At 36.3% G+C, this 18,383-nt stretch carries 19 protein-coding genes and 2 pseudogenes; 15 read left to right on the forward strand and 6 right to left on the reverse strand.

The window, feature by feature from the left end; all coding sequences use genetic code 11:
* Window positions 1-6 precede the first annotated feature (6 nt).
* From gerYC to ABH959_RS27210, 3 genes are all read right to left on the reverse strand, one after another.
* The gene (gerYC, locus tag ABH959_RS27200) at window positions 7-1,089 is read right to left on the reverse strand and encodes a spore germination protein GerYC (RefSeq protein WP_404493398.1); all 1,083 of its coding nucleotides are present in this window, start codon (window positions 1,087-1,089) and stop codon (window positions 7-9) included.
* Window positions 1,086-2,591, reverse strand: coding sequence for a spore germination protein (locus tag ABH959_RS27205; protein ID WP_404493399.1), 1,506 nt, complete (start codon window positions 2,589-2,591; stop codon window positions 1,086-1,088). The genes gerYC and ABH959_RS27205 overlap by 4 nt, the downstream gene beginning before the upstream one ends.
* A gap of 278 nt (window positions 2,592-2,869) precedes the next feature.
* The gene (locus tag ABH959_RS27210; RefSeq protein ID WP_404493400.1) at window positions 2,870-3,472 is read right to left on the reverse strand and encodes a hypothetical protein; all 603 of its coding nucleotides are present in this window, start codon (window positions 3,470-3,472) and stop codon (window positions 2,870-2,872) included.
* A gap of 231 nt (window positions 3,473-3,703) precedes the next feature.
* On the opposite strand from ABH959_RS27210, the gene ABH959_RS27215 reads away from it, so the two are divergent.
* The 3 genes from ABH959_RS27215 (at window position 3,704) to ABH959_RS27225 (ending at window position 7,166) form a co-directional block, all read left to right on the forward strand.
* Window positions 3,704-4,264: a nitroreductase family protein gene (locus tag ABH959_RS27215; RefSeq protein WP_113936752.1), complete on the forward strand. Its 561-nt coding sequence runs from the start codon at window positions 3,704-3,706 to the stop codon at window positions 4,262-4,264.
* 117 nt (window positions 4,265-4,381) lie between these two features.
* Complete coding sequence (gene spoVR, locus ABH959_RS27220; RefSeq protein ID WP_113936751.1) at window positions 4,382-5,797, forward strand: stage V sporulation protein SpoVR; 1,416 nt, start codon at window positions 4,382-4,384, stop codon at window positions 5,795-5,797.
* Window positions 5,798-5,903: 106 nt separating this feature from the next.
* Complete coding sequence (locus tag ABH959_RS27225; protein ID WP_404493401.1) at window positions 5,904-7,166, forward strand: neutral/alkaline non-lysosomal ceramidase N-terminal domain-containing protein; 1,263 nt, start codon at window positions 5,904-5,906, stop codon at window positions 7,164-7,166.
* Window positions 7,167-7,294: 128 nt separating this feature from the next.
* Here the strand turns inward: ABH959_RS27225 and ABH959_RS27230 are convergent, their stop codons facing one another.
* The gene (locus ABH959_RS27230) at window positions 7,295-7,768 is read right to left on the reverse strand and encodes a MarR family winged helix-turn-helix transcriptional regulator (protein ID WP_002087475.1); all 474 of its coding nucleotides are present in this window, start codon (window positions 7,766-7,768) and stop codon (window positions 7,295-7,297) included.
* 152 nt (window positions 7,769-7,920) lie between these two features.
* Here ABH959_RS27230 and ABH959_RS27235 point away from each other — a divergent pair, with 152 nt between their 5' ends.
* From ABH959_RS27235 to ABH959_RS27275, 9 genes are all read left to right on the forward strand, one after another.
* A complete protein-coding gene (locus ABH959_RS27235; protein WP_404493402.1) occupies window positions 7,921-8,505 on the forward strand; it encodes a DUF3238 domain-containing protein in 585 nt (194 codons plus the stop codon).
* 136 nt (window positions 8,506-8,641) lie between these two features.
* Window positions 8,642-9,226 carry a DUF3238 domain-containing protein gene (locus ABH959_RS27240; RefSeq protein ID WP_002140456.1) on the forward strand — a complete coding sequence of 195 codons (585 nt, stop codon included), beginning with the start codon at window positions 8,642-8,644 and terminating at the stop codon, window positions 9,224-9,226.
* Between the two features lie 234 nt (window positions 9,227-9,460).
* Window positions 9,461-9,724: a metal-sensitive transcriptional regulator gene (locus tag ABH959_RS27245; RefSeq protein WP_000456201.1), complete on the forward strand. Its 264-nt coding sequence runs from the start codon at window positions 9,461-9,463 to the stop codon at window positions 9,722-9,724.
* Between the two features lie 88 nt (window positions 9,725-9,812).
* Window positions 9,813-10,373: a sulfurtransferase TusA family protein gene (locus ABH959_RS27250; RefSeq protein ID WP_404493403.1), complete on the forward strand. Its 561-nt coding sequence runs from the start codon at window positions 9,813-9,815 to the stop codon at window positions 10,371-10,373.
* A gap of 38 nt (window positions 10,374-10,411) precedes the next feature.
* Window positions 10,412-11,548, forward strand: a complete 1,137-nt coding sequence (locus tag ABH959_RS27255) for an MBL fold metallo-hydrolase (RefSeq protein WP_404493404.1) — start codon at window positions 10,412-10,414, stop codon at window positions 11,546-11,548.
* 21 nt (window positions 11,549-11,569) lie between these two features.
* A complete protein-coding gene (locus ABH959_RS27260; RefSeq protein WP_002029907.1) occupies window positions 11,570-11,800 on the forward strand; it encodes a sulfurtransferase TusA family protein in 231 nt (76 codons plus the stop codon).
* A 38-nt stretch (window positions 11,801-11,838) separates the two neighbouring features.
* Window positions 11,839-12,198 (forward strand): rhodanese-like domain-containing protein, encoded by a 360-nt coding sequence (locus tag ABH959_RS27265; RefSeq protein WP_404493405.1) that lies wholly within the window; start codon window positions 11,839-11,841, stop codon window positions 12,196-12,198.
* An 89-nt stretch (window positions 12,199-12,287) separates the two neighbouring features.
* On the forward strand, window positions 12,288-12,767 hold the full coding sequence (locus tag ABH959_RS27270) for a DsrE/DsrF/DrsH-like family protein (protein ID WP_002087459.1): 480 nt from the start codon (window positions 12,288-12,290) through the stop codon (window positions 12,765-12,767).
* A gap of 33 nt (window positions 12,768-12,800) precedes the next feature.
* Window positions 12,801-13,574, forward strand: a complete 774-nt coding sequence (locus ABH959_RS27275) for a sulfite exporter TauE/SafE family protein (RefSeq protein WP_404493406.1) — start codon at window positions 12,801-12,803, stop codon at window positions 13,572-13,574.
* 34 nt (window positions 13,575-13,608) lie between these two features.
* Here ABH959_RS27275 and ABH959_RS27280 read toward each other — a convergent pair whose 3' ends face one another.
* Together ABH959_RS27280 and ABH959_RS27285 are read right to left on the reverse strand one after the other, a co-directional pair.
* Window positions 13,609-14,049 carry a hypothetical protein gene (locus ABH959_RS27280; protein WP_002029912.1) on the reverse strand — a complete coding sequence of 147 codons (441 nt, stop codon included), beginning with the start codon at window positions 14,047-14,049 and terminating at the stop codon, window positions 13,609-13,611.
* Window positions 14,050-14,197: 148 nt separating this feature from the next.
* Entirely contained in the window at window positions 14,198-15,400 is a 1,203-nt protein-coding gene (locus ABH959_RS27285) for an LCP family protein (protein WP_404493407.1), read from the reverse strand.
* Window positions 15,401-15,714: 314 nt separating this feature from the next.
* Here ABH959_RS27285 and ABH959_RS27290 point away from each other — a divergent pair.
* The 3 genes and pseudogenes from ABH959_RS27290 to ABH959_RS27300 all read left to right on the forward strand — a co-directional run.
* Window positions 15,715-16,515, forward strand: a pseudogene (locus ABH959_RS27290) (YhdH/YhfP family quinone oxidoreductase); the annotation flags it as partial.
* A 513-nt stretch (window positions 16,516-17,028) separates the two neighbouring features.
* The gene (locus ABH959_RS27295) at window positions 17,029-17,157 is read left to right on the forward strand and encodes a hypothetical protein (protein ID WP_000672784.1); all 129 of its coding nucleotides are present in this window, start codon (window positions 17,029-17,031) and stop codon (window positions 17,155-17,157) included.
* Window positions 17,157-18,286, forward strand: a pseudogene (locus ABH959_RS27300) (RNA-guided endonuclease InsQ/TnpB family protein). Before ABH959_RS27295 ends, ABH959_RS27300 begins: the two are co-directional and overlap by 1 nt.
* Window positions 18,287-18,383 lie beyond the last annotated feature (97 nt).

Raw genomic sequence — 18,383 nt, forward strand, 5'->3', positions numbered from 1 at the left:
ACCTCACTATTCTCCGATACCAGATTGTACGACATTAATTTTCACATTAACTGCAACGTCTACGCTAGGATACATTTCTTGAATTTGTTTCATGCTCCATTTTCTTGAGTGACTACGAATTTCTTCACGTATACCGATTGGATCGATTTCTTTTTCTTGGAATTGTTTTATTAATTCGTTTAAATGTTTTTCAAGTGTCTTTTCTACATGTTTTTTTACGTAAGTTACATTTTCGCTCTTTGATAAATCAAGCCAGTCAGGGGCATTTTTTATAAGTCCATTTAATTTCAGTTGAATGTGAACTTTCGGAATGTCACCGGCTTCGGAAAGAGAACAAACACTATTTCCAGATAAGTTTTGGGTTGCGATTAAGCCTTTATGTTTACCTTGACGTATCGGAACTTCGTAACGTCCATTGTTAGTTGGATTAATGAGTAATTTAAATAAAAAAGATCCTGTTTTATCTGTATACATAGCTACTTTATCCTTTTTTAAAAAAGCGAGTCCTTTAATGGAAGCAGACTTGTCTTCTGCAACTTGAATGTAAGGAAGAAATGGATCGCAGCCAGATGAATAAAAATCATATAGAAAAATATTTAAGGCCATCCGAGGAATTGTCTCCGTTTCTATATTTTGCTCCAATAAATCAGATAGATATAGCGATCCATTTGTTTTGACATGTTTAAGTAATTCTTCTGTTGAACCGTCTACAAGCGCTAGCTGCACATCTCGGCCAATGTTAGGGTCACGTTGTAAGTTGTTAATAATATCTCCGATTCCACGTTCACCGAATGATTTTCCAAATAGGACAACGCGCATTTGACCTACAGCAATCGTATGTGGTGATTTTGCGTTTAGAAGTGAAGAGATTGTTTCAATGGTACCAGCGGTAGTGGATTGAGTTTCTGGTTTTGATTGCACTCCTTTTGTGTAATCTGGATAGAGAATCGTCCCACGAAATTTCTTCTCTTTCGTTATATCGAATCCACCCACATGAATAATCCGTTGTGTATCTACTATGTTAGATTGTGTACAGCCGGATAGAAAAATTAAAATGATAATGGAAAAGCGTAATAAAATATTTTTCATTTTTCCTCACCGTCGCGTTTTTCTTTCGCTTGGTTTGGATCATAGCGCCATTTCTTCTTTGGTCTTAGAAAAGAAGCCCGTCCTGCAGTTTGACTAAATGGAAGACGAAGGAGCCCTTCAGCTGTACCTAACCCGCGAAATGGATATAAAGGTAATAAATAAGGTGATCCAAGTGATTTTAAGCGAATTAAATGAGCTAATATGAATACAAATCCGACGATTAGCCCTACACCTCCAAATGCTCCAGCTAAAATGATGAGGGGAAATCGTAATATCCGGATAGTGGAAGACATTTTTACTGTTGGTGTTGTAAAAGAAGCAAGCGCAGATAACGCAACCGCAATTAATAAAATAGTACTCGTTAAAGCAGCCTCAACAGATGCCTGGCCAATGACAATCCCCCCAACAATACCAATCGTTTGACCAACTTTAGTCGGTAAACGAGCTCCAGCCTCGCGCAGTAATTCGATTGTAATTTCTAAAAAAAGTGCCTCCAAAACAGGTGGGAATGGTACATTGGCTCGGGAATAAATAATTGGTCCAAGTAAATCTGCGGGAATCATTTGATAGTGATACGTTAATACAGCTGTATAAATAGCTGATGAAAATAGGGAGAATGCTGCTCCGAAAAAACGAACCAATCTAAGAAATGAGCCTGCTATCCATGGTAAATAATAATCTTCTGGAGATACGAAGAAATCGAGTAATGTCGCCGGTCCAGCTAATGCGTATGGTGAACCATCTGTTAAAATGACAACAGCGCCATTAATGAGTGCATAAACAGAACGATCTAAGCGCTCTGTAGGTAGTAAAACAGGGAAGGGAGAGTTACTATTATCGCTAATAAATTGTTCGATCATAGTCGCATCGAAAGGAACATCAAAGTCAATGCCCTGTAGGCGCTGCATCGCAGTATTGACGTGCTGATCATTTGTAATGCCTTCGATGTAAGCAACTATGACCTTTGTTTTTGATATAGAGCCAACTACAACTTCTTTGAAAATTAATTGCTCCGTTATAATACTTCGGCGAAGTAAGTGTGTATTTGTATCAATATTTTCAACGAATCCGACTTTGGGACCGATTACACTATATTCATTTTCTGTATCGTTATATAATCGTGTACCTAAAGCTAAACTTTCAGCGCGAAGAAGTGCATATTCGGCTGCTTTGGAATTAACTTTTAGCTGCAAAAGTACATATCCACCTAACAGTTTTTCACGGATATCATCAATAGAAGGATTGGTGATAATCTCCTCAAGTGTGACGATATTTGCTATGTCACTTATATTTTGAATGTGATCTAATTCTTTTTTGATAGGTGTTAAAATGAATCGATTAATAATAAGTGATTCTACTGTAGATTTATAATAAAACAAACATAATGTCCCATCGGCTACTACGTTATAAGAAACGAAATCACTAGATTCTTTCATCGTGTGGATAAACTCGGGAATGGAACAGATTGTTTTTTTATTCTTTTTAGATGTTGAACGAAACATTTTCTCACCCCTGACATGCACCATTTACTTGTGTTAGTTTTTGGGAAAGACGGGAATTTATACTTGAAAACTGAAAGTTCATAAAGTGAAACTTTAATCAGTGGGATTTTATTCATTCCCCACTGATTATTAGTCCGCACCAATCGGGCTTTTACGGGCAGCCCGACTCCCACCTAACCTCTTTGCTCCAGCAGAATTTTGAGGTGGGAGTTTTACTGCCCACAAATAGCGGGATAAAGAAAAGGAAGAGTATTGAATATCTCTTCCTTTTTGGCAGGCTAATTTGTTTTCTTTTCTTTAATAGACTTCACTAATTTAATCATCTCTGCTCGTATATCTTCTTTTTTAACATTTAATTTTTCCGCAATTTGTTTAATATCCATCCCATCTTTTTTCATTTTTAGTACATCGTCAAGAGGGGTATTACTTTTTTGAGAGATGATTGTTAACACCGCGAGCTGACGTAAGCCGATGTTATACTCTTTCATTTTTTGTTTTAGCTGATCAGGTGTAGATTTGTGCATGTTTGCTAATTCTTGCAGTAGTGCTTTTTTCATTTCTTTATTCATATGATGTTTTTTCAATTTACTTGGGTCTACACCGAAATGCTCGGCTGTTTTCTCCCAAGATTTATTTTGCTTATAGTAAGCTAAAACGTCCTTAATTTCTTTTTTACTTATTTTTGCAATGTGGGCAGCTTTCCAAATTTCATGTTTATTATAGCCGAGTCTTTCGAGCGACTGCATTTCTTCTTCTGAAATAGGCTTATGATGGTGCATTGTTACTTCTTTTGGCTTGGCAGCGGAAGCAGAAGCAGGAAAGGCAGATATCCCGCACAATAATGCTGCCATAGTCATACTTACTGCGATTTTCTTGTACATATAAACTCCTCCTAGATGGGTAATGTGGAAAACTTACACATATCATTTCCATAAAATGTGAAAAACTTGTGAACAAGTTAAGTTTTTTTATTCACAGTATAAAAAGAAGTTTTTCATGGTTTTCCAACATAAAACATTGATTAATAGTGAAAAACTAGGTTATAATCGAAATTGAAAATCAATATCAATGACGGATTTATACATATAGATAAAAATAAGGGAGAGAAAAATATGACTACATATACTTCCATCGCAAACGTTATTAAAGAAAGACGTTCTGTTCGTACATTTACAGATAAAGCAGTAGAAAAAGAATTATTAATTGAACTATTAAACGACGCAACATGGGCACCGAATCATAAACACCGTGAACCATGGAATTGTAAATTATACATTGGAGAAGGCCGTCAGAAATTAGTAGACGCAGTATTAAACTCTTTCACAGAAGAAGAAAGAGCGAAACGCGGCAAGATTTTATCTGATCGTTTCTTAAGCACACCTGCACAAATCGTTGTTTACATTAATGAAGATCCGCGTCAAATTCAACGTGACGAAGATTACGCTGCAACATGTGCATTTATGCAAAACTTCCAATTACTTGCTTGGGAACGCGGCTTAGGGTGCGTTTGGAAATCAGGTGGATTAAACTACAATCCACTATTTATAGAAGGAATCGGTTTAACAAGAGGTCAACGCGTCATTGGAATTCTTCATATCGGCTATTTCGATAAAGCACCAGAAGGAAAAGCTCGTACACCGATTACGGAGAAGATGGAGATCATTGAAGGTTAATTAGAAAGAGGCATTCTCGTTTTTTAAGAGGGTGTCTTTTTATTATGCAATCAATCCTCATGAAAGCTTGTTCCTCATCATACACTTTCTTAAGGGAAAGTGTAAGGAGGGAAAATAATGAGAGCAAGTGAAGATAAAGCGCTGCAATATGCGATTGCGGAAATTACGGAAATTGCGACTGGATTTGGGCTTGATTTTTATCCGATGCGTTATGAAGTATGTCCAGCGGAAATTATTTATACATTTGGTGCATATGGGATGCCGACGAGGTTTTCACATTGGAGTTTTGGAAAGCAATTTTTCAGAATGAAATTACAATACGATTTAGGACTTAGTAAAATTTATGAACTCGTTATTAACTCTGATCCATGTTACGCCTTTTTATTAGATACGAATTCTTTAATTCAAAATAAACTAATCGTGGCGCACGTTTTAGCGCACTGTGACTTCTTCAAAAATAATGTTCGTTTTTCTAATACGAAACGTGATATGGTGGAGAGCATGTCAGCAACAGCTGAACGTGTAAAAGCATATGAGCATAAGTACGGAAAAGAAGAGGTAGAAACGTTCTTGGATGCAGTACTTGCCATTCAAGAACATATTGACCCGTCACTTATGCGCCCGAAACTTGCATGGAGTATTGAAGATTTAGAAGAGGATGTAGAAAAGAAAAAGATATCACAGTACGATGATTTATGGAATTTAGATGATCGAAACAAAAAGAGAGAACGACCTAATATGCATAAAAAGAAGAAAATCCCTCCGCAACCAGAAAAAGATTTACTACTCTTTATTGAAGAATACAGCCGTGAGCTAGAAGAGTGGCAGCGCGACATATTAACGATGATGCGCGAGGAAATGTTATATTTCTGGCCACAGCTTGAAACGAAGATCATGAATGAAGGCTGGGCTTCGTACTGGCATCAACGTATACTTCGTGAAATGGACTTAACATCTGGTGAAGCAATTGAATTTGCGAAATTAAATGCAGGTGTCGTACAGCCATCAAAAACAAGTATTAATCCATACTACCTCGGTATTAAAATGTTTGAAGATATTGAAGAACGCTATAACAACCCGACAGAAGAAATGAAGCGGCGCGGTGTGAAGCCAGGTTCTGGTCGTGAGAAAATGTTTGAAGTACGAGAAATTGAATGGGACGTATCGTTCCTAAGAAACTACTTAAATAAAGAACTCGTAATGAGAGAAGATATGTACTTATTCCAGCGCCAAGGTAAAGAATATAAAGTAATTGATAAAGAGTGGGAACATGTACGCGATCAACTCGTAAATATGCGCACAAATGGAGGTTTCCCGTACTTAGTAGTAGAAGATGGAGACTACTTAAAGAATGGGGAATTGTACATTAAACATAGCTATGAAGGAATTGAGTTAGATTTAAAATACTTAGAAAAGGTATTACCTTATCTGCATCAGCTATGGGGAAGAACAGTGCATATGGAGTCGATGGTGGAGAGTAAGGGTGTTGTATTTTCTTATGATGGGAAGATGGTGCATCGGAAGTATGTGTGATGAAAAGAACGGACATAGAATTTCTTGTCCGTTCTTTTTATTTTGAAAATGGTAAATATGCTATTCTTGAAGAGAGGGATTTACATAGAGAAATGGAGCGATTCAAATGAGCAAAGTAGGGGTATGTAAGGTGGATATTACACCACCCTTAGGTATTGATTTTATCGGATATCATAGAGATACAGGAATTAATAATATTGAAGAGCGTATTTACGGGACGGTCTTTGTGTTTGAAAAAGATGAAATGAAGACTGCGTTTATAAGCATTGATAATATCGGGATGTTAGTAGAAGATACGAATATTATTCGTGAACGAGTAGCGAGTGAGCTTCATGTACCAGTTGAGCGAATAACAGTTGTTTATACACATACACACTCTGGTCCGGAAACGGTTGGTAATCATCCTTTAATAAAGTCGTATAAAACGATTTTACTAAATAATGTAGTGCAAGGTGCTGTTATTGCAAATACCAACATGACGCCATGTGAAGTTGGGTGGGATGTTACGACAGGTGATATTGGAGTAAACCGAAGAGAGAGGACACCTGATGGAAAAGCAAAGATGGGCATAAATATAGAGGGTATTGTAGATAAACGAATTGGTGTTTTAGCAATGAGAAATGCTGAGTCAAAGGAGTTAGCTGGGGTCATTGTATTTTGTACTGCTCATCCGAATGTTTTAAAAGGGGATAGCGATGTATTATCAGCAGATTATCCTGGAATGACGAGAGAGATTCTGGAGAAAATAGTAAACTGTCCTGTTATTATTGTTCAAGGTGCCACTGGAAATGTGAATGCGAAGTATCGTGGTTCACAGGAAGCATTAAAACAAATGGCTTACGTAATCAGTGGACATGTGTTAACGATATTACCAACAGTTACATATAGACCAATTGTAAATCTAAGAACTATTTCGAGTACGATGCAAATGAAATTAAAGGATATTCCAGAAATTGAAGAGATAAAAAGAATGGCCCAATTAGCTGAGAAGCAGTGGGGTGTGAATACTGAAGAATGGCTTACTATCGTTTTAGAAAAGCATAGGAGAAACATTCAGCAAGTAAGTATTGATTTAGAAATTCAATTGTTTCAAATTAATGATGGGATATTCTCTGGAATACCGATGGAACCTTTTTCAGAAACCGCTTTAGAAATGAAAGAGAGTGTCCAAAATGAACTAGCTTTCTTTGGTGGCTATACGAATGGATATATTGGTTACTTACCGACAAAAGAGGAATATGCATATGGTGGGTATGAGGTGGAATTAAATCCTGTTGTGTATGGGCCGGTTACAAATTTGTTGATGCCGCCAGAGGCGAATACGGCAGAGCTGATCGTGCAGAGAGTTACGGAATTATATAGTGTATAAAATATGGGTATCACATATATTTAAAATAAAATTTAAAGGAATCAATGATTTTAATAAAGCTGTAAAAAACGAATCCATTTTGAAAAAGAATAATCAAAGTGGATTCGTTTTTTATATGGAGTTTTTGTTTACCAAACAGGTCGTATGCTCGATGATAATTTTCCTGTATTTTCTTTAGTAACGAATGTTGTTAAATCCTCTTTAAGCATTTGCATTCGTTCTGCACCTATGTTTGCAATCCATCGTTGTTCTATTTCAGCTACTATTTCTTCTTTTGCTTTCATTACTGCTAAACCACGCTCGGTTAAAACAATAATTTTACCTCTTTTATCAGTAGGATGCGTTTGGCGCGTGACATAACCACTGTTCTCAAGAGAATCTACCATTTTACTTATGGCTTGTTTTGAAACCCCTAAATATTCAGCTAGTTCTATACCGGTTGCTCCATTAGGAAGGATACGTTTGAACATAAAACCGTGTGCGGGCCTAATATCTTCAAATCCCAATTCACTTAATTTGTCGTGTAGTTCAGTAATTAATGTACTGAAGGATAGTGATAAAAGTGAAGTAAGATCTAGTTCGTTAAGTGTTTGATGAGTCATGTATATAACCTCCTTACTTATAGTCAATTGAATTGACTATAAGTAGAATCTATTGTACTATACAGGATATAGTCAATCAAATTGACTATATAATAGTAATAGAACAAATAATGATTTATCTAAATAAAATCAATGAATTATGGAGGTTTCACATGGTTAATATCGTTAAAATTAGAGGGAGTGTATTTGCACCGTATGCTTTGCTGAAACCTATTCAGGATCCTGCGGCGGGAAGAGTGTTTGAATATGCCGGAGATGCACGTGAATTTACACCATACGCTGTGAACACAAAGCGTTCAAGATTAGAACAAGAAGTGGTTGTTGATTTTTATAAAAGAGAAATTTTCACATATGCAGATGCTTGTATCGTTACTGTGAAAATTACAAATCCAGATGGCTCAATTGAGTATCAAAAAGGAGAAACAAGTACAGAAAACATTGCATGTACAAATATTGTATGGAGTGAAGATGAAGTTTCATTTGAAATGAGAGCAAGTGCAAGTAATCCGTTAAACGCGGCAGCACCTGCAGCTGATTATTTTTTGACTATACGAGTTAATGAAAGTGGTACTGTGCATGTTGAAGGTTTACATGATGGTTTTCCTTGCTATGAATTTTATAAACAAATCGACTTTGGTTCATTTGAATTAATATATACACATGATTTCAGAAAAACGGATGATACCCCAGCAGCACTAGCTGGAGAAATGGAATATAGCTTTAAAACGAAAATCTAGATATAAATATAGCGCTATTTTTTAGAAGGAAGTAGCAAACGTAAAAGAGAAAGCTATTGGTTCTAGGATTGAAATTGTGGTCTATTTTATTCAATAGCATGCAGTATATAAAATTAGAATTATAGGGGTGTTTCTTATGACGAATATCGTTAAAATAAGAGCCAGTGTATTTATTCCAATGTCTTGGACAGAACCGCGGAAGGATGCACAAACAGGGAAAGTAATCCAGTTTGAAGGTGATTCACGTGAATTTACACCACATGCGGTAAATACTATGCGCTCTAGAGTTGAGCAAGAGGTAGTAGTGGACTTTTATAAAGAAGAAGTGTTTTCATATGCAAACACGGGTATTACGACAGAGAAGGTCACAAATCCAGATGGTTCTGTGAATAAAAGAACAGGAAAAGCGAGTACTGAAAATATTGTGTGTACGGATATTTCATGGAATTCTGATGGTGTGCAATTCAAAATGAGTGCAAGCGCTAGTAATCCGTTAAATGTGTATGCCCCTCCTGTGGACTATTTATTAACTGTATGTGTGAACAAGGATGGTAGTATCGATATTCAAGGAGAACATGATGGATTCCCTTGTTTCGAATTTTATAAGCAAGTAGATTTCGGTTCATTTGAACAAATTTATACACATGATTTTAGAGAAACTGGTGATACACCTGAAGCGTTAGGTGGAGAAATGGATTATAGTTTTACAAAGAGGTTATAGGAAGTATGACAATGGAACGATGGATTAATTCATTCGTAAATAAAATGAATTAGTTGGACTACAATACACTGTAGTTACGAAATGCAAAAGCCAATGAAATCAGTGGCTTTTGCATTTTTACTATAGAAGTTTTCAAAATGAAACTACTTTACAATATACCCTAAAGGGTATATGATATTATACAAAGTTACAAAGTAATGTATAATATAGTTATAATTACGGAGGTGATCTACAGTGGAATATAATCAAGATATGAAAAATAGATTGAAACGTATTGAAGGTCAAGTTCGTGGTGTGCTTCGCATGATGGAAGAGGGAAAAGATTGCCGAGATGTTATTACACAGTTAACTGCATCCCGTTCTGCACTTGATCGTACAATTGGACTCGTTGTTGGAACAAATTTAGAGCAATGTTTACGTGAGCAGTTTGAGACAGGCAATGGCTCAAATGAAGAGTTAATTAAAGAAGCTGTTCAATTGCTTGTAAAAAGCAGATAATCTGTCAAACGTATGTGTTGACAGATTTTCAAAAACATTTTATTATACCCCTACAGGTATATGTATGCTAATTAGGGAGGAAATGATTATGAGTATAAAAGTTGATATGAATTTAGACTGTAAAGGCTTGGCTTGCCCGATGCCAATTGTGAAGACAAAAAAGGCGATGGAAGGGTTGGCATCAGGGCAAGTTATTGAAATAGAGGCGACAGATAAAGGTTCTATGCTAGATATTCAAAGTTGGTCAAGTAAAGTAGGGCATCAATATATCGGAACGAAACAAGAGGGAGATATATTAAAGCATTATGTACGAAAATCCCATGAACATGAAGTAAATGAAGTTGTGAAGTATCCTCATACAATTACGAATGGGGAATTGCAAGATCTATTATTAAGTGGTGAAGAGTGTATTGTAGTAGATGTTCGTGAAGCGGCGGAATTTGCCTTTGGTCATATTCCATCTGCCATTTCGGTTCCATTAGGTGAAGTAGATAGTGCTATGTTAGACAGTGCGAAACCAATTTATGTTGTTTGCCGAACTGGTAACCGTAGTGATGTAGCTTGCCAAGTGTTGAAAGAGAGAGGTTTTTCAAACGTGAAAAATGTCATTCCAGGTATGTTAGAGTGGCAAGGAAATATAGAAAAATAAAATTTTTTAAATATAAATATACCTCAGGGGGTAATTGAATGGGTGTTAAACTGTTACAAGCAAAAGATGTCGCAGAGAAAGTTTTATTCGGAGAATTGTTTATTTTAGATGTTCGTAATGAAACGGACTATGAAGATTGGAAAATTGAAGGGAAACAAGTTTCTTCTATAAATAAACCGTATTTTGACTTATTAGATGGTGTAGATCATATTGTAGATGAATTGCCGAGGGAGAAAGAAATTTTAGTCGTATGTGCGAAAGAAGGTTCTTCGCAGTTTGTCGCAGAGCAATTGTTACATGCCGGATTCAATGATGTTTATTATTTAGCTGGTGGGATGAAAGCTTGGAGTGAATATGTAAAGCCGTTAAAAGTAGGAGATGTACAGGGCGGAGGAAGTATATATCAATTTAACCGTCTTGGAAAAGGCTGTTTATCTTATATGATCGTCTCAAACGGTGAAGCAGCAGTTATTGATGCAGTCAGAACGGTTGAAGCATATGAAGATTTTGCGGAAGAGCATGGTGTTACTATTACGAATGTCATGGATACACATTTACATGCAGACCATATTTCTGGAGGACGTAGGTTAGCTGGAAAAGTAGGGGGTACGTATTGGTTACCTCCAAAAGATGCGGAGGAAGTCGTTTTCTCATATAAACCGCTTGTTGAAGGATCTGTTATTACGGTGGGGGGTACCAAAATTGAAATTGACGCATTATACTCACCGGGGCATACGATTGGAAGTACATCATTTATTGTAGATGATTCCTATTTATTATCAGGCGATATTTTATTTGTAGATTCAATCGGGCGTCCAGATCTTGCTGGGAAGGCGGAAGACTGGGTAGGGGATTTACGAAATACTTTATATAAACGTTATAAGGAATTATCTCAAGGTTTAATTGTTTTACCAGCTCATTATTCAAAAATAAGTGAAATGGACGACAGAGGCATTGTGAGTGCGCATTTACAAGATTTATTTAAGGAGAATGTAGGGTTAAATATTGCCGATGAGGTAGAGTTTCGTAAAACTGTGACAGAGAACTTACCGCCTCAGCCGAATGCTTATGAAGAAATTCGTCAAACGAATATGGGTAAGATTTATCCGAGTTTGGAAGAAGAGCGTGAAATGGAGATTGGTCCAAATCGCTGTGCAGTTCATGATTCATTATAAAATAACAAACTGGAGGAATAGATGATGAATGTAAAACAAGTATTAGATGCGAAAGGTTTAGCATGTCCAATGCCGATCGTAAGAACGAAGAGAGCGATGGATACTTTACAAACTGGAGAAGTGTTAGAAGTACATGTAACGGATAAAGGATCAGTAAAAGATATTCCAGCATGGTCAAAAACAGGCGGTCATGAAATAGTAAAGCATAATATAGAGGACGATGTACTGAAGTTTTGGATTAAGAAGGCGTAGTGAAGAACTAGTTTTGTAAAGGCGGAGAGGTTGGTTATATGAATACAATATTAAGTACGCTTTTCATTGTACTTGCTGCATGGTTTGTTATTTCGCGTTTTTTACCGGTGAAAGGTGTTCAAAATATAAATGGAAAAGAATTAAAGAGTATAATGGGAAAACAGGGAAAGCAGTTTATCGATGTTCGTACAGTAGGTGAATATAGAGGAAATCATATGAAGGGATTTCAGAATATCCCGCTAAATGAGTTAGCTAGTAGAGCAAATCAATTAGATAAAAATAAGGAAATAATCGTTATTTGTCAGAGTGGGATGAGGAGTAAGCAAGCAGCAAAAGTATTAAAGAAATTAGGATTTCAGCGCATTATAAATGTTTCAGGCGGTATGAACGTTTTGTAAGGGGAAAAGTAGCATTAGGTGTAGCTAGATAATTTGAGCCTTTTTACAAATTTTAAAATACCCCTATAGGTAATTAGGAGGAGAACAACATGGAACAACAGAAGAAAACGACGATTGTTTTATTTAGTGGAGATTATGATAAAGCAATGGCTGCTTATATTATTGCAAATGGTTCAGCGGCGTACGATCATGAAGTGACTATTTTTCATACTTTCTGGGGTTTAAATGCTCTTAGGAAAGATGAGCATGTGAAAGTAAAGAAAACATTTATAGAGAAAGTGTTTGGAAAAATGATGCCGCGCGGCGCTGATAAGATGGGATTATCAAAAATGAATTTTGCTGGTATGGGGCCAAAAATGATTAAAGGTATTATGAAAAAACATAATGCGATGCCTTTACCAGATTTAATCGATTTGGCGAAAGAACAGGGAATTAAACTTGTAGCTTGTCAAATGACAGTAGATTTATTAGGGTTAAAAGAGGAAGAGATTATGGATGGGGTAGAGTTTGCAGGAGTAGGAGCTTATTTAGCAGATGCTTCGGATGGGAATGTAAACTTATTCATTTAATTCACCTTCTTTTTAGAAGGGAGGGGATGTAAGATGAGCTTAGTCGTATTACTTTTTATAATTGGGTTTATAGGATCGTTTATATCAGGAATGGTTGGAATTGGCGGTGCAATTATTAATTATCCGATGATCTTATACATTCCGGTATTGCTAGGATTTGCTGGATATACATCACATGAAGTGAGTGGTATTACAGCGATTCAAGTATTCTTTGCAACTTTTGCAGGCGCGTGGGCGTATAGGAAAAGTAACGATATGGATAAAACTTTAGTTGTGTATATGGGAGCTAGTATATTAATAGGAAGCTTTGTAGGTAGCTTTAGTGCGAATCTATTAAATGAGCATGCTGTAAATGTTGTTTATACAATATTAGCTACTATCGCGGCTATTATGATGTTTATACCGAAGCGAAGCAATCGTAAGGGATCAGAGGGAATTACGTACAATAAGTGGCTCGCTGGTTTACTAGCGTTTATTGTAGGAAGTGTTTCCGGCATTATTGGGGCTGGTGGTGCATTTCTTTTAGTACCGATTATGCTAGTTGTTCTAAAACTACCGATACGTACAACAATAGCAACATCTATCGCTATTACTTTTATTTCCTCGATAGGAATTACTACTGGGAAAGTGATTACTGGACAAATAGTTGTTATTCCGGCTCTTATCGTTGCGATAGCAAGTTTATTTGCCGCTCCTCTTGGAGTGAGAGTAGGGAAGAGAGTGAATCAAAAAGTTTTGCAGTATGTATTATCTATTTTAATTGTAGGAACTGCGATAAAGATGTGGATCGATATGATATTGAAGTAAAAGGATGGTGCTGCTTGCAGCCCATCCTTTTATTTTATGCCCAAATAACTTTCATTAAGTTCTTATATTCATCGTTTGCCAGTTTATATAGCATTCTCGTATGTTCAAAGACAAGTGCGGGATTAAAGTTTGGTTCTGAGAATGCAAGAGATGTTGAAATATCAATTGCATTTTGTTTGTTTAGCGTGAATTTTGCAAATCGATAAGATGTGTTTAATTCATTGATGACATGTAAAATATCATTTGTTGATGTTGAATCAGGTACAAGAGCAACATTGAAGCAGTATATATCCACAGCAGGATGTTCGCTTTGGAAAGCAGCGATAAGTTGAATTTTTGCGCCAGCTTCTGTTTCTAATCCTACTGAAAAATGTACCGAACCATCATTTTCATCTATATTTTCTTCCATGTATATATCGTTTGATTTTAAGTACTCTTTAAAATCTGAAATGTTATGTTTTACTGCAGCTTTCATATGCGTGGGCCCCCTGATAATTGGAATAGATTACTACTATTTATTATAATTTAAAAATATTAAAAAAGATAGTTGGAAAGTTCTGATTTTTTATTTTGAAAGCATTAAAAAGAAGCAGTGCTCTACCTCCATAGAGCACTGCTTCACTTTATTCATTGTTATTAGACGATGTTTCTGTATCTTCACTGTTATTCTTATTTTGAGTTTCATCGTTACTCGATTCGCGTTCACTCGTATTTTCAGACGTAGATGCTTTTGTTTTCTCTGAGCTTGTTTTTTTCGAATCAGAATCAGATTTTGTATAGGCAGGTAGTCCAAGGTGACTACGAAGTTCGTTTGTAACATTAGCTAATTCTTTTTTATCTGGATTGTAGTAGTAAGTTCGGCCACCACCAGCTGACTTACTACATGTATCATCACCTTTTGCCATGTAACAATCTTCACCTTGAAGTTGTAATTTCTCAATTTCCGAATCCGATCCATATTTATAGAATGAAAGCATGTCATCGAATGTTAAGTTTGTAACGAATTGTCCGTTAATATCATCAATGATGTTTCCAACTTTTGTTACAGATCCAGCGCTTGTTAGTTTCTTTAAAATTGCTTCAATAACAAGTTGCTGACGTTGTCCACGCATTGCATCACTATCAATGTGCCTTGTTCTGGCAAGAGCAAGAGCTTCTTCACTATTTAACTTTTGAACACCTTTTTTCAGGTGAATTGCATCGGCGTTATCATTACTATCTTGTTCAGTAAACTCAACTGGTACGTCAACTTCAATGCCGCCTAAATCATCAACGATTTTCATGAATGATTTAAAGTTGAATTTTACAAAGTAATCGACGGGAACATTCATTAATTTTTCAACTGCATCAATACTAGCTTGTGGTCCACCATCTTTTCCGTTTTTGGTAGCACCGAATGCATGAGCGTGTGTAATTTTATCTTTTTTCTTTTCTACTGGAATATAAGTATATGTGTCACGTGGAATACTTAATAGCTTTACAGTTTTGCTATCTTTATTAAACGTTGCAAGTAATAGTGCATCCGTTCTTATAGCTTCACCATATTCTTTTCCGCGGACATCGCTTTCATCAACGCCCATTATTAAGACAGAGACGTTATTTGTAATAGGTTTTACAGCTTTAGCGCGTAAATCAGACTTATCACCGCGTGCTAAATCGTGAGCGGCGTTTCGAACAGCAGAAGATGCTTTATTTACTAAAAACCATGTATAACCGCCACCTATTATTAAAACTAATAGAATAACGCTTATAATAATTTTTGCTTTTTTCTTACTATTTTTCGGTTTACTTCGTGTATTTTCTTGTAAAGATGGGTTTTGCTCCATTTCTTGTACTCCTTCATTTGGATTGAAATACGACACTCATATCCACTTATTATAATGAAATTTAGCGAAAAAAAACATTACAAATCATTTACATTTCGTAAAAATTCAATTTATTTATAAAAAGTTAGATTTTCTATATTTTATTTTAAAGATGTAGAACAAGTATAATGTGTTTTAGTAGAAATGAAAATATGTAATGTGAGAAAGTGATAGAGAAGTAAGATTTGTTGAAATATAGCCAAGAAGATGTGATTAGCTGTATATGTACTTCTTATATAATAAAGAAAGATTTTACGGATGAAGGAGAGAGCGTAATGAATCATACATCATTCCGAGCAATGGTCGTGAAAGAAAAGGAAAATAATCAATTTGAAAGAACCTTTGTTGAGAGAGAAGTAAATAGTTTACCTGAAGGAGACGTAGTAATACGTGTTCATTATTCTTCATTAAATTATAAAGATGCCCTTTCAGCTACTGGTAATAAAGGTGTAACGAGAACATACCCTCATACACCAGGTATCGATGCAGCGGGAGAGGTAGTTAGTAGTGAAAATAACGCCTTTCAGGAAGGCGATCAAGTTATTGTAACTGGATATGATTTAGGTATGAATACTTCTGGTGGTTTCGGAGAATATATTCGCGTGCCATCATCTTGGGTTGTGCCTTTACCAAAAGAAATGTCTTTGAAGGAAAGTATGATGTACGGGACAGCCGGTTTTACAGCTGCCTTATCGGTATATAAGCTCATTAGAGCGGGAATTACGCCTAGTATGGGAGATGTTTTAGTAACGGGTGCTACGGGCGGAGTAGGCAGTGTAGCAGTGAGCATTTTAGCGAAGCTAGGATATAACGTAGTAGGATCGACTGGGAAAATGGAAGAGGAACAGATGCTGCTACGTTTAGGTGCAAAAAAGATGATTCATCGCGCGGAGTTGAGTGATGAATCAGGAAGACCGATGCTTAAAGGAATATACGCTGGGGTTGTCGATACTGTAGGCGGGAACATGTTAGAAAGTTCTTTAAAGGTAGTTAAGTATGGAGGCTGTGTAACAACGTGTGGTAATGTAGCAGGGCATGAATTAAATACAACTGTATACCCATTCATATTACGAGGGTAACTAACTGTTACGATTTATTTAACCAATTATAACTAAAGTTAATTAAATATATCAGTAAGCCCTGCTAGTCAAGTGATTGGCTAGTAGTGAGGGGTAACTGCGGGCAATCCCTAAAGCTGATTGAACTACAGCGTGGCTAGAAATAGCGAGCGCGAATGTCGCGAAAGCAGAAAAAATCAATCAGATCGTGCAAGGTTAAATCCTAAACACTGGAACAATGGGTCTTCCGCCTCGAATCATCTAAGTCAAAATGGATAAGATGAACGTTCAACGACTATCTCGTATAACTGACGAGAGTACATCACAAGCCTATGGTGGTGGAAAAATCCTCTATCTCTAAGTAGATAAACATATAGTCTGCGCTCATGTGAAAACATGAGAAGTTCATAAGAGAACTGGCTAAGGAATTGCGCCCTTAGTTGAACAAGATAAATTTTATTAAATCTATCAAACTTCATTGAAAATATCGAACGTACGTGCTATGTTTTGTTCAATGAGGTGAGAATCATAATGAAATTTTCACGAGTTAGTCAAGTATCAGAATTAACAGGTTTGCATCCGAGTAGTCTAAGGAGAATGCTGGTGGAACACGCTACTATTCAGAAGAACAAATCTTTCATTAAAGGAGTTAAATTCTGATGATATTGGCGAAGAAAGTCAGACTAATTCCAACGCCTGAACAAGAAAAAGTGCTTAGAAACCATGCTGGTGCTGCAAGATTCGCTTATAACTATTGTAAAAGAATGAGTGATAGGTACTATAAGCTATTTGGAAAATCTGTTTCACAGTTAGCTTTACAGAAACGATTTACAAAGATCAAGAAGCGAAAGCAATATGAGTGGTTAAAAAATATCAACGCACAAGTTCCCAAACAGGCTTCAAAAGATTTTGACAAGGCGCGAAAAAATTCGTTCGAAAAGTACCAAAATGGTTATCACACTTCTTATAAATCCAAAAAAGATTTAATCCAAGGATTTTATGCCAATTATGAAAGACTGGTTATAGGAAAGAAAGTAGTTCATATTCAGTCCATTGGAGAAGTGAAAACAAGCCAACAACTACCAAGAAACAAAAAGCCATCCAATCCAAGAGTTACATTTGATGGTCGTCACTGGTGGATTAGTGTAGGGTTCAAAGGAGAATTCGAACCACAAGAATTAACCGATGAGTCGATTGGTGTGGATGTTGGTTTAAAAGATCTGTTTGTAGCTTCTAATGGTACGAAAGAACGAAATATAAACAAAGATGCCAAGGTTAAAAAACTTTTGAAAAGGAAAAAGTCAGCGCACAGAGATATGTCTAGGAGATTTACAAAAGGTGTAAAAATTCAATCCGCAGGATATGAAAAAGCAAAAATCGAACACCTGCGGTTATCTAGGAAAATTACGAATATCCGAAATAACCATATCCATCAAGCAACAGCTAAATTGGTGAAAACCAAACCAATGAGGATTGTTGTGGAAGACTTAAATATCTCAAACCTGTTAAAAAACAAAAAACTATCGAAAGCATTTTCATTTCAAAATTAAACTTCTTCTTTCAATGTTTATCATACAAGTGTGAGAAATATGGCATCGAGTATGTAAAAGCTGATAAATGGTTCGCCTCAAGCAAGATTTGCTCATGTTGCGGAGTAAAATACGACCATTCAGTTCAACCAGAAGGACAGTGGAGTTTAAAAATACGTGAGTGGTGTTGTGTTGGGTGCAATAGCCATCACGAGAGGGGTTTAAATGCTGCGATAAATTTATCAAGATGGGTAAAATAAATGCTTGATAATAGGAGGTAACGATACTGCCTCGTGTGGAGTGTTATACCCCTCGTCCCTTCGGGGTTGCGAGAACACTTTGAAGCACTAACTTGTG

Origin of the sequence: Bacillus sp. RC51 (assembly GCF_044908115.1) — a bacterium.
GTDB classification, from domain to species: Bacteria; Bacillota; Bacilli; order Bacillales; family Bacillaceae_G; genus Bacillus_A; species Bacillus_A mycoides.

Coding starts and splice junctions, on each gene's coding strand:
- gerYC (WP_404493398.1), bottom strand. CDS start 1,089: ATGAAAAATATTTTATTACGCTTTTCCATTATCATTTTAATTTTTCTA.
- ABH959_RS27205 (WP_404493399.1), bottom strand. CDS start 2,591: ATGTTTCGTTCAACATCTAAAAAGAATAAAAAAACAATCTGTTCCATT.
- ABH959_RS27210 (WP_404493400.1), bottom strand. CDS start 3,472: ATGTACAAGAAAATCGCAGTAAGTATGACTATGGCAGCATTATTGTGC.
- ABH959_RS27215 (WP_113936752.1), top strand. CDS start 3,704: ATGACTACATATACTTCCATCGCAAACGTTATTAAAGAAAGACGTTCT.
- spoVR (WP_113936751.1), top strand. CDS start 4,382: ATGAGAGCAAGTGAAGATAAAGCGCTGCAATATGCGATTGCGGAAATT.
- ABH959_RS27225 (WP_404493401.1), top strand. CDS start 5,904: ATGAGCAAAGTAGGGGTATGTAAGGTGGATATTACACCACCCTTAGGT.
- ABH959_RS27230 (WP_002087475.1), bottom strand. CDS start 7,768: ATGACTCATCAAACACTTAACGAACTAGATCTTACTTCACTTTTATCA.
- ABH959_RS27235 (WP_404493402.1), top strand. CDS start 7,921: ATGGTTAATATCGTTAAAATTAGAGGGAGTGTATTTGCACCGTATGCT.
- ABH959_RS27240 (WP_002140456.1), top strand. CDS start 8,642: ATGACGAATATCGTTAAAATAAGAGCCAGTGTATTTATTCCAATGTCT.
- ABH959_RS27250 (WP_404493403.1), top strand. CDS start 9,813: ATGAGTATAAAAGTTGATATGAATTTAGACTGTAAAGGCTTGGCTTGC.
- ABH959_RS27255 (WP_404493404.1), top strand. CDS start 10,412: ATGGGTGTTAAACTGTTACAAGCAAAAGATGTCGCAGAGAAAGTTTTA.
- ABH959_RS27260 (WP_002029907.1), top strand. CDS start 11,570: ATGATGAATGTAAAACAAGTATTAGATGCGAAAGGTTTAGCATGTCCA.
- ABH959_RS27265 (WP_404493405.1), top strand. CDS start 11,839: ATGAATACAATATTAAGTACGCTTTTCATTGTACTTGCTGCATGGTTT.
- ABH959_RS27270 (WP_002087459.1), top strand. CDS start 12,288: ATGGAACAACAGAAGAAAACGACGATTGTTTTATTTAGTGGAGATTAT.
- ABH959_RS27275 (WP_404493406.1), top strand. CDS start 12,801: ATGAGCTTAGTCGTATTACTTTTTATAATTGGGTTTATAGGATCGTTT.
- ABH959_RS27280 (WP_002029912.1), bottom strand. CDS start 14,049: ATGAAAGCTGCAGTAAAACATAACATTTCAGATTTTAAAGAGTACTTA.
- ABH959_RS27285 (WP_404493407.1), bottom strand. CDS start 15,400: ATGGAGCAAAACCCATCTTTACAAGAAAATACACGAAGTAAACCGAAA.
- ABH959_RS27295 (WP_000672784.1), top strand. CDS start 17,029: ATGAAATTTTCACGAGTTAGTCAAGTATCAGAATTAACAGGTTTGCAT.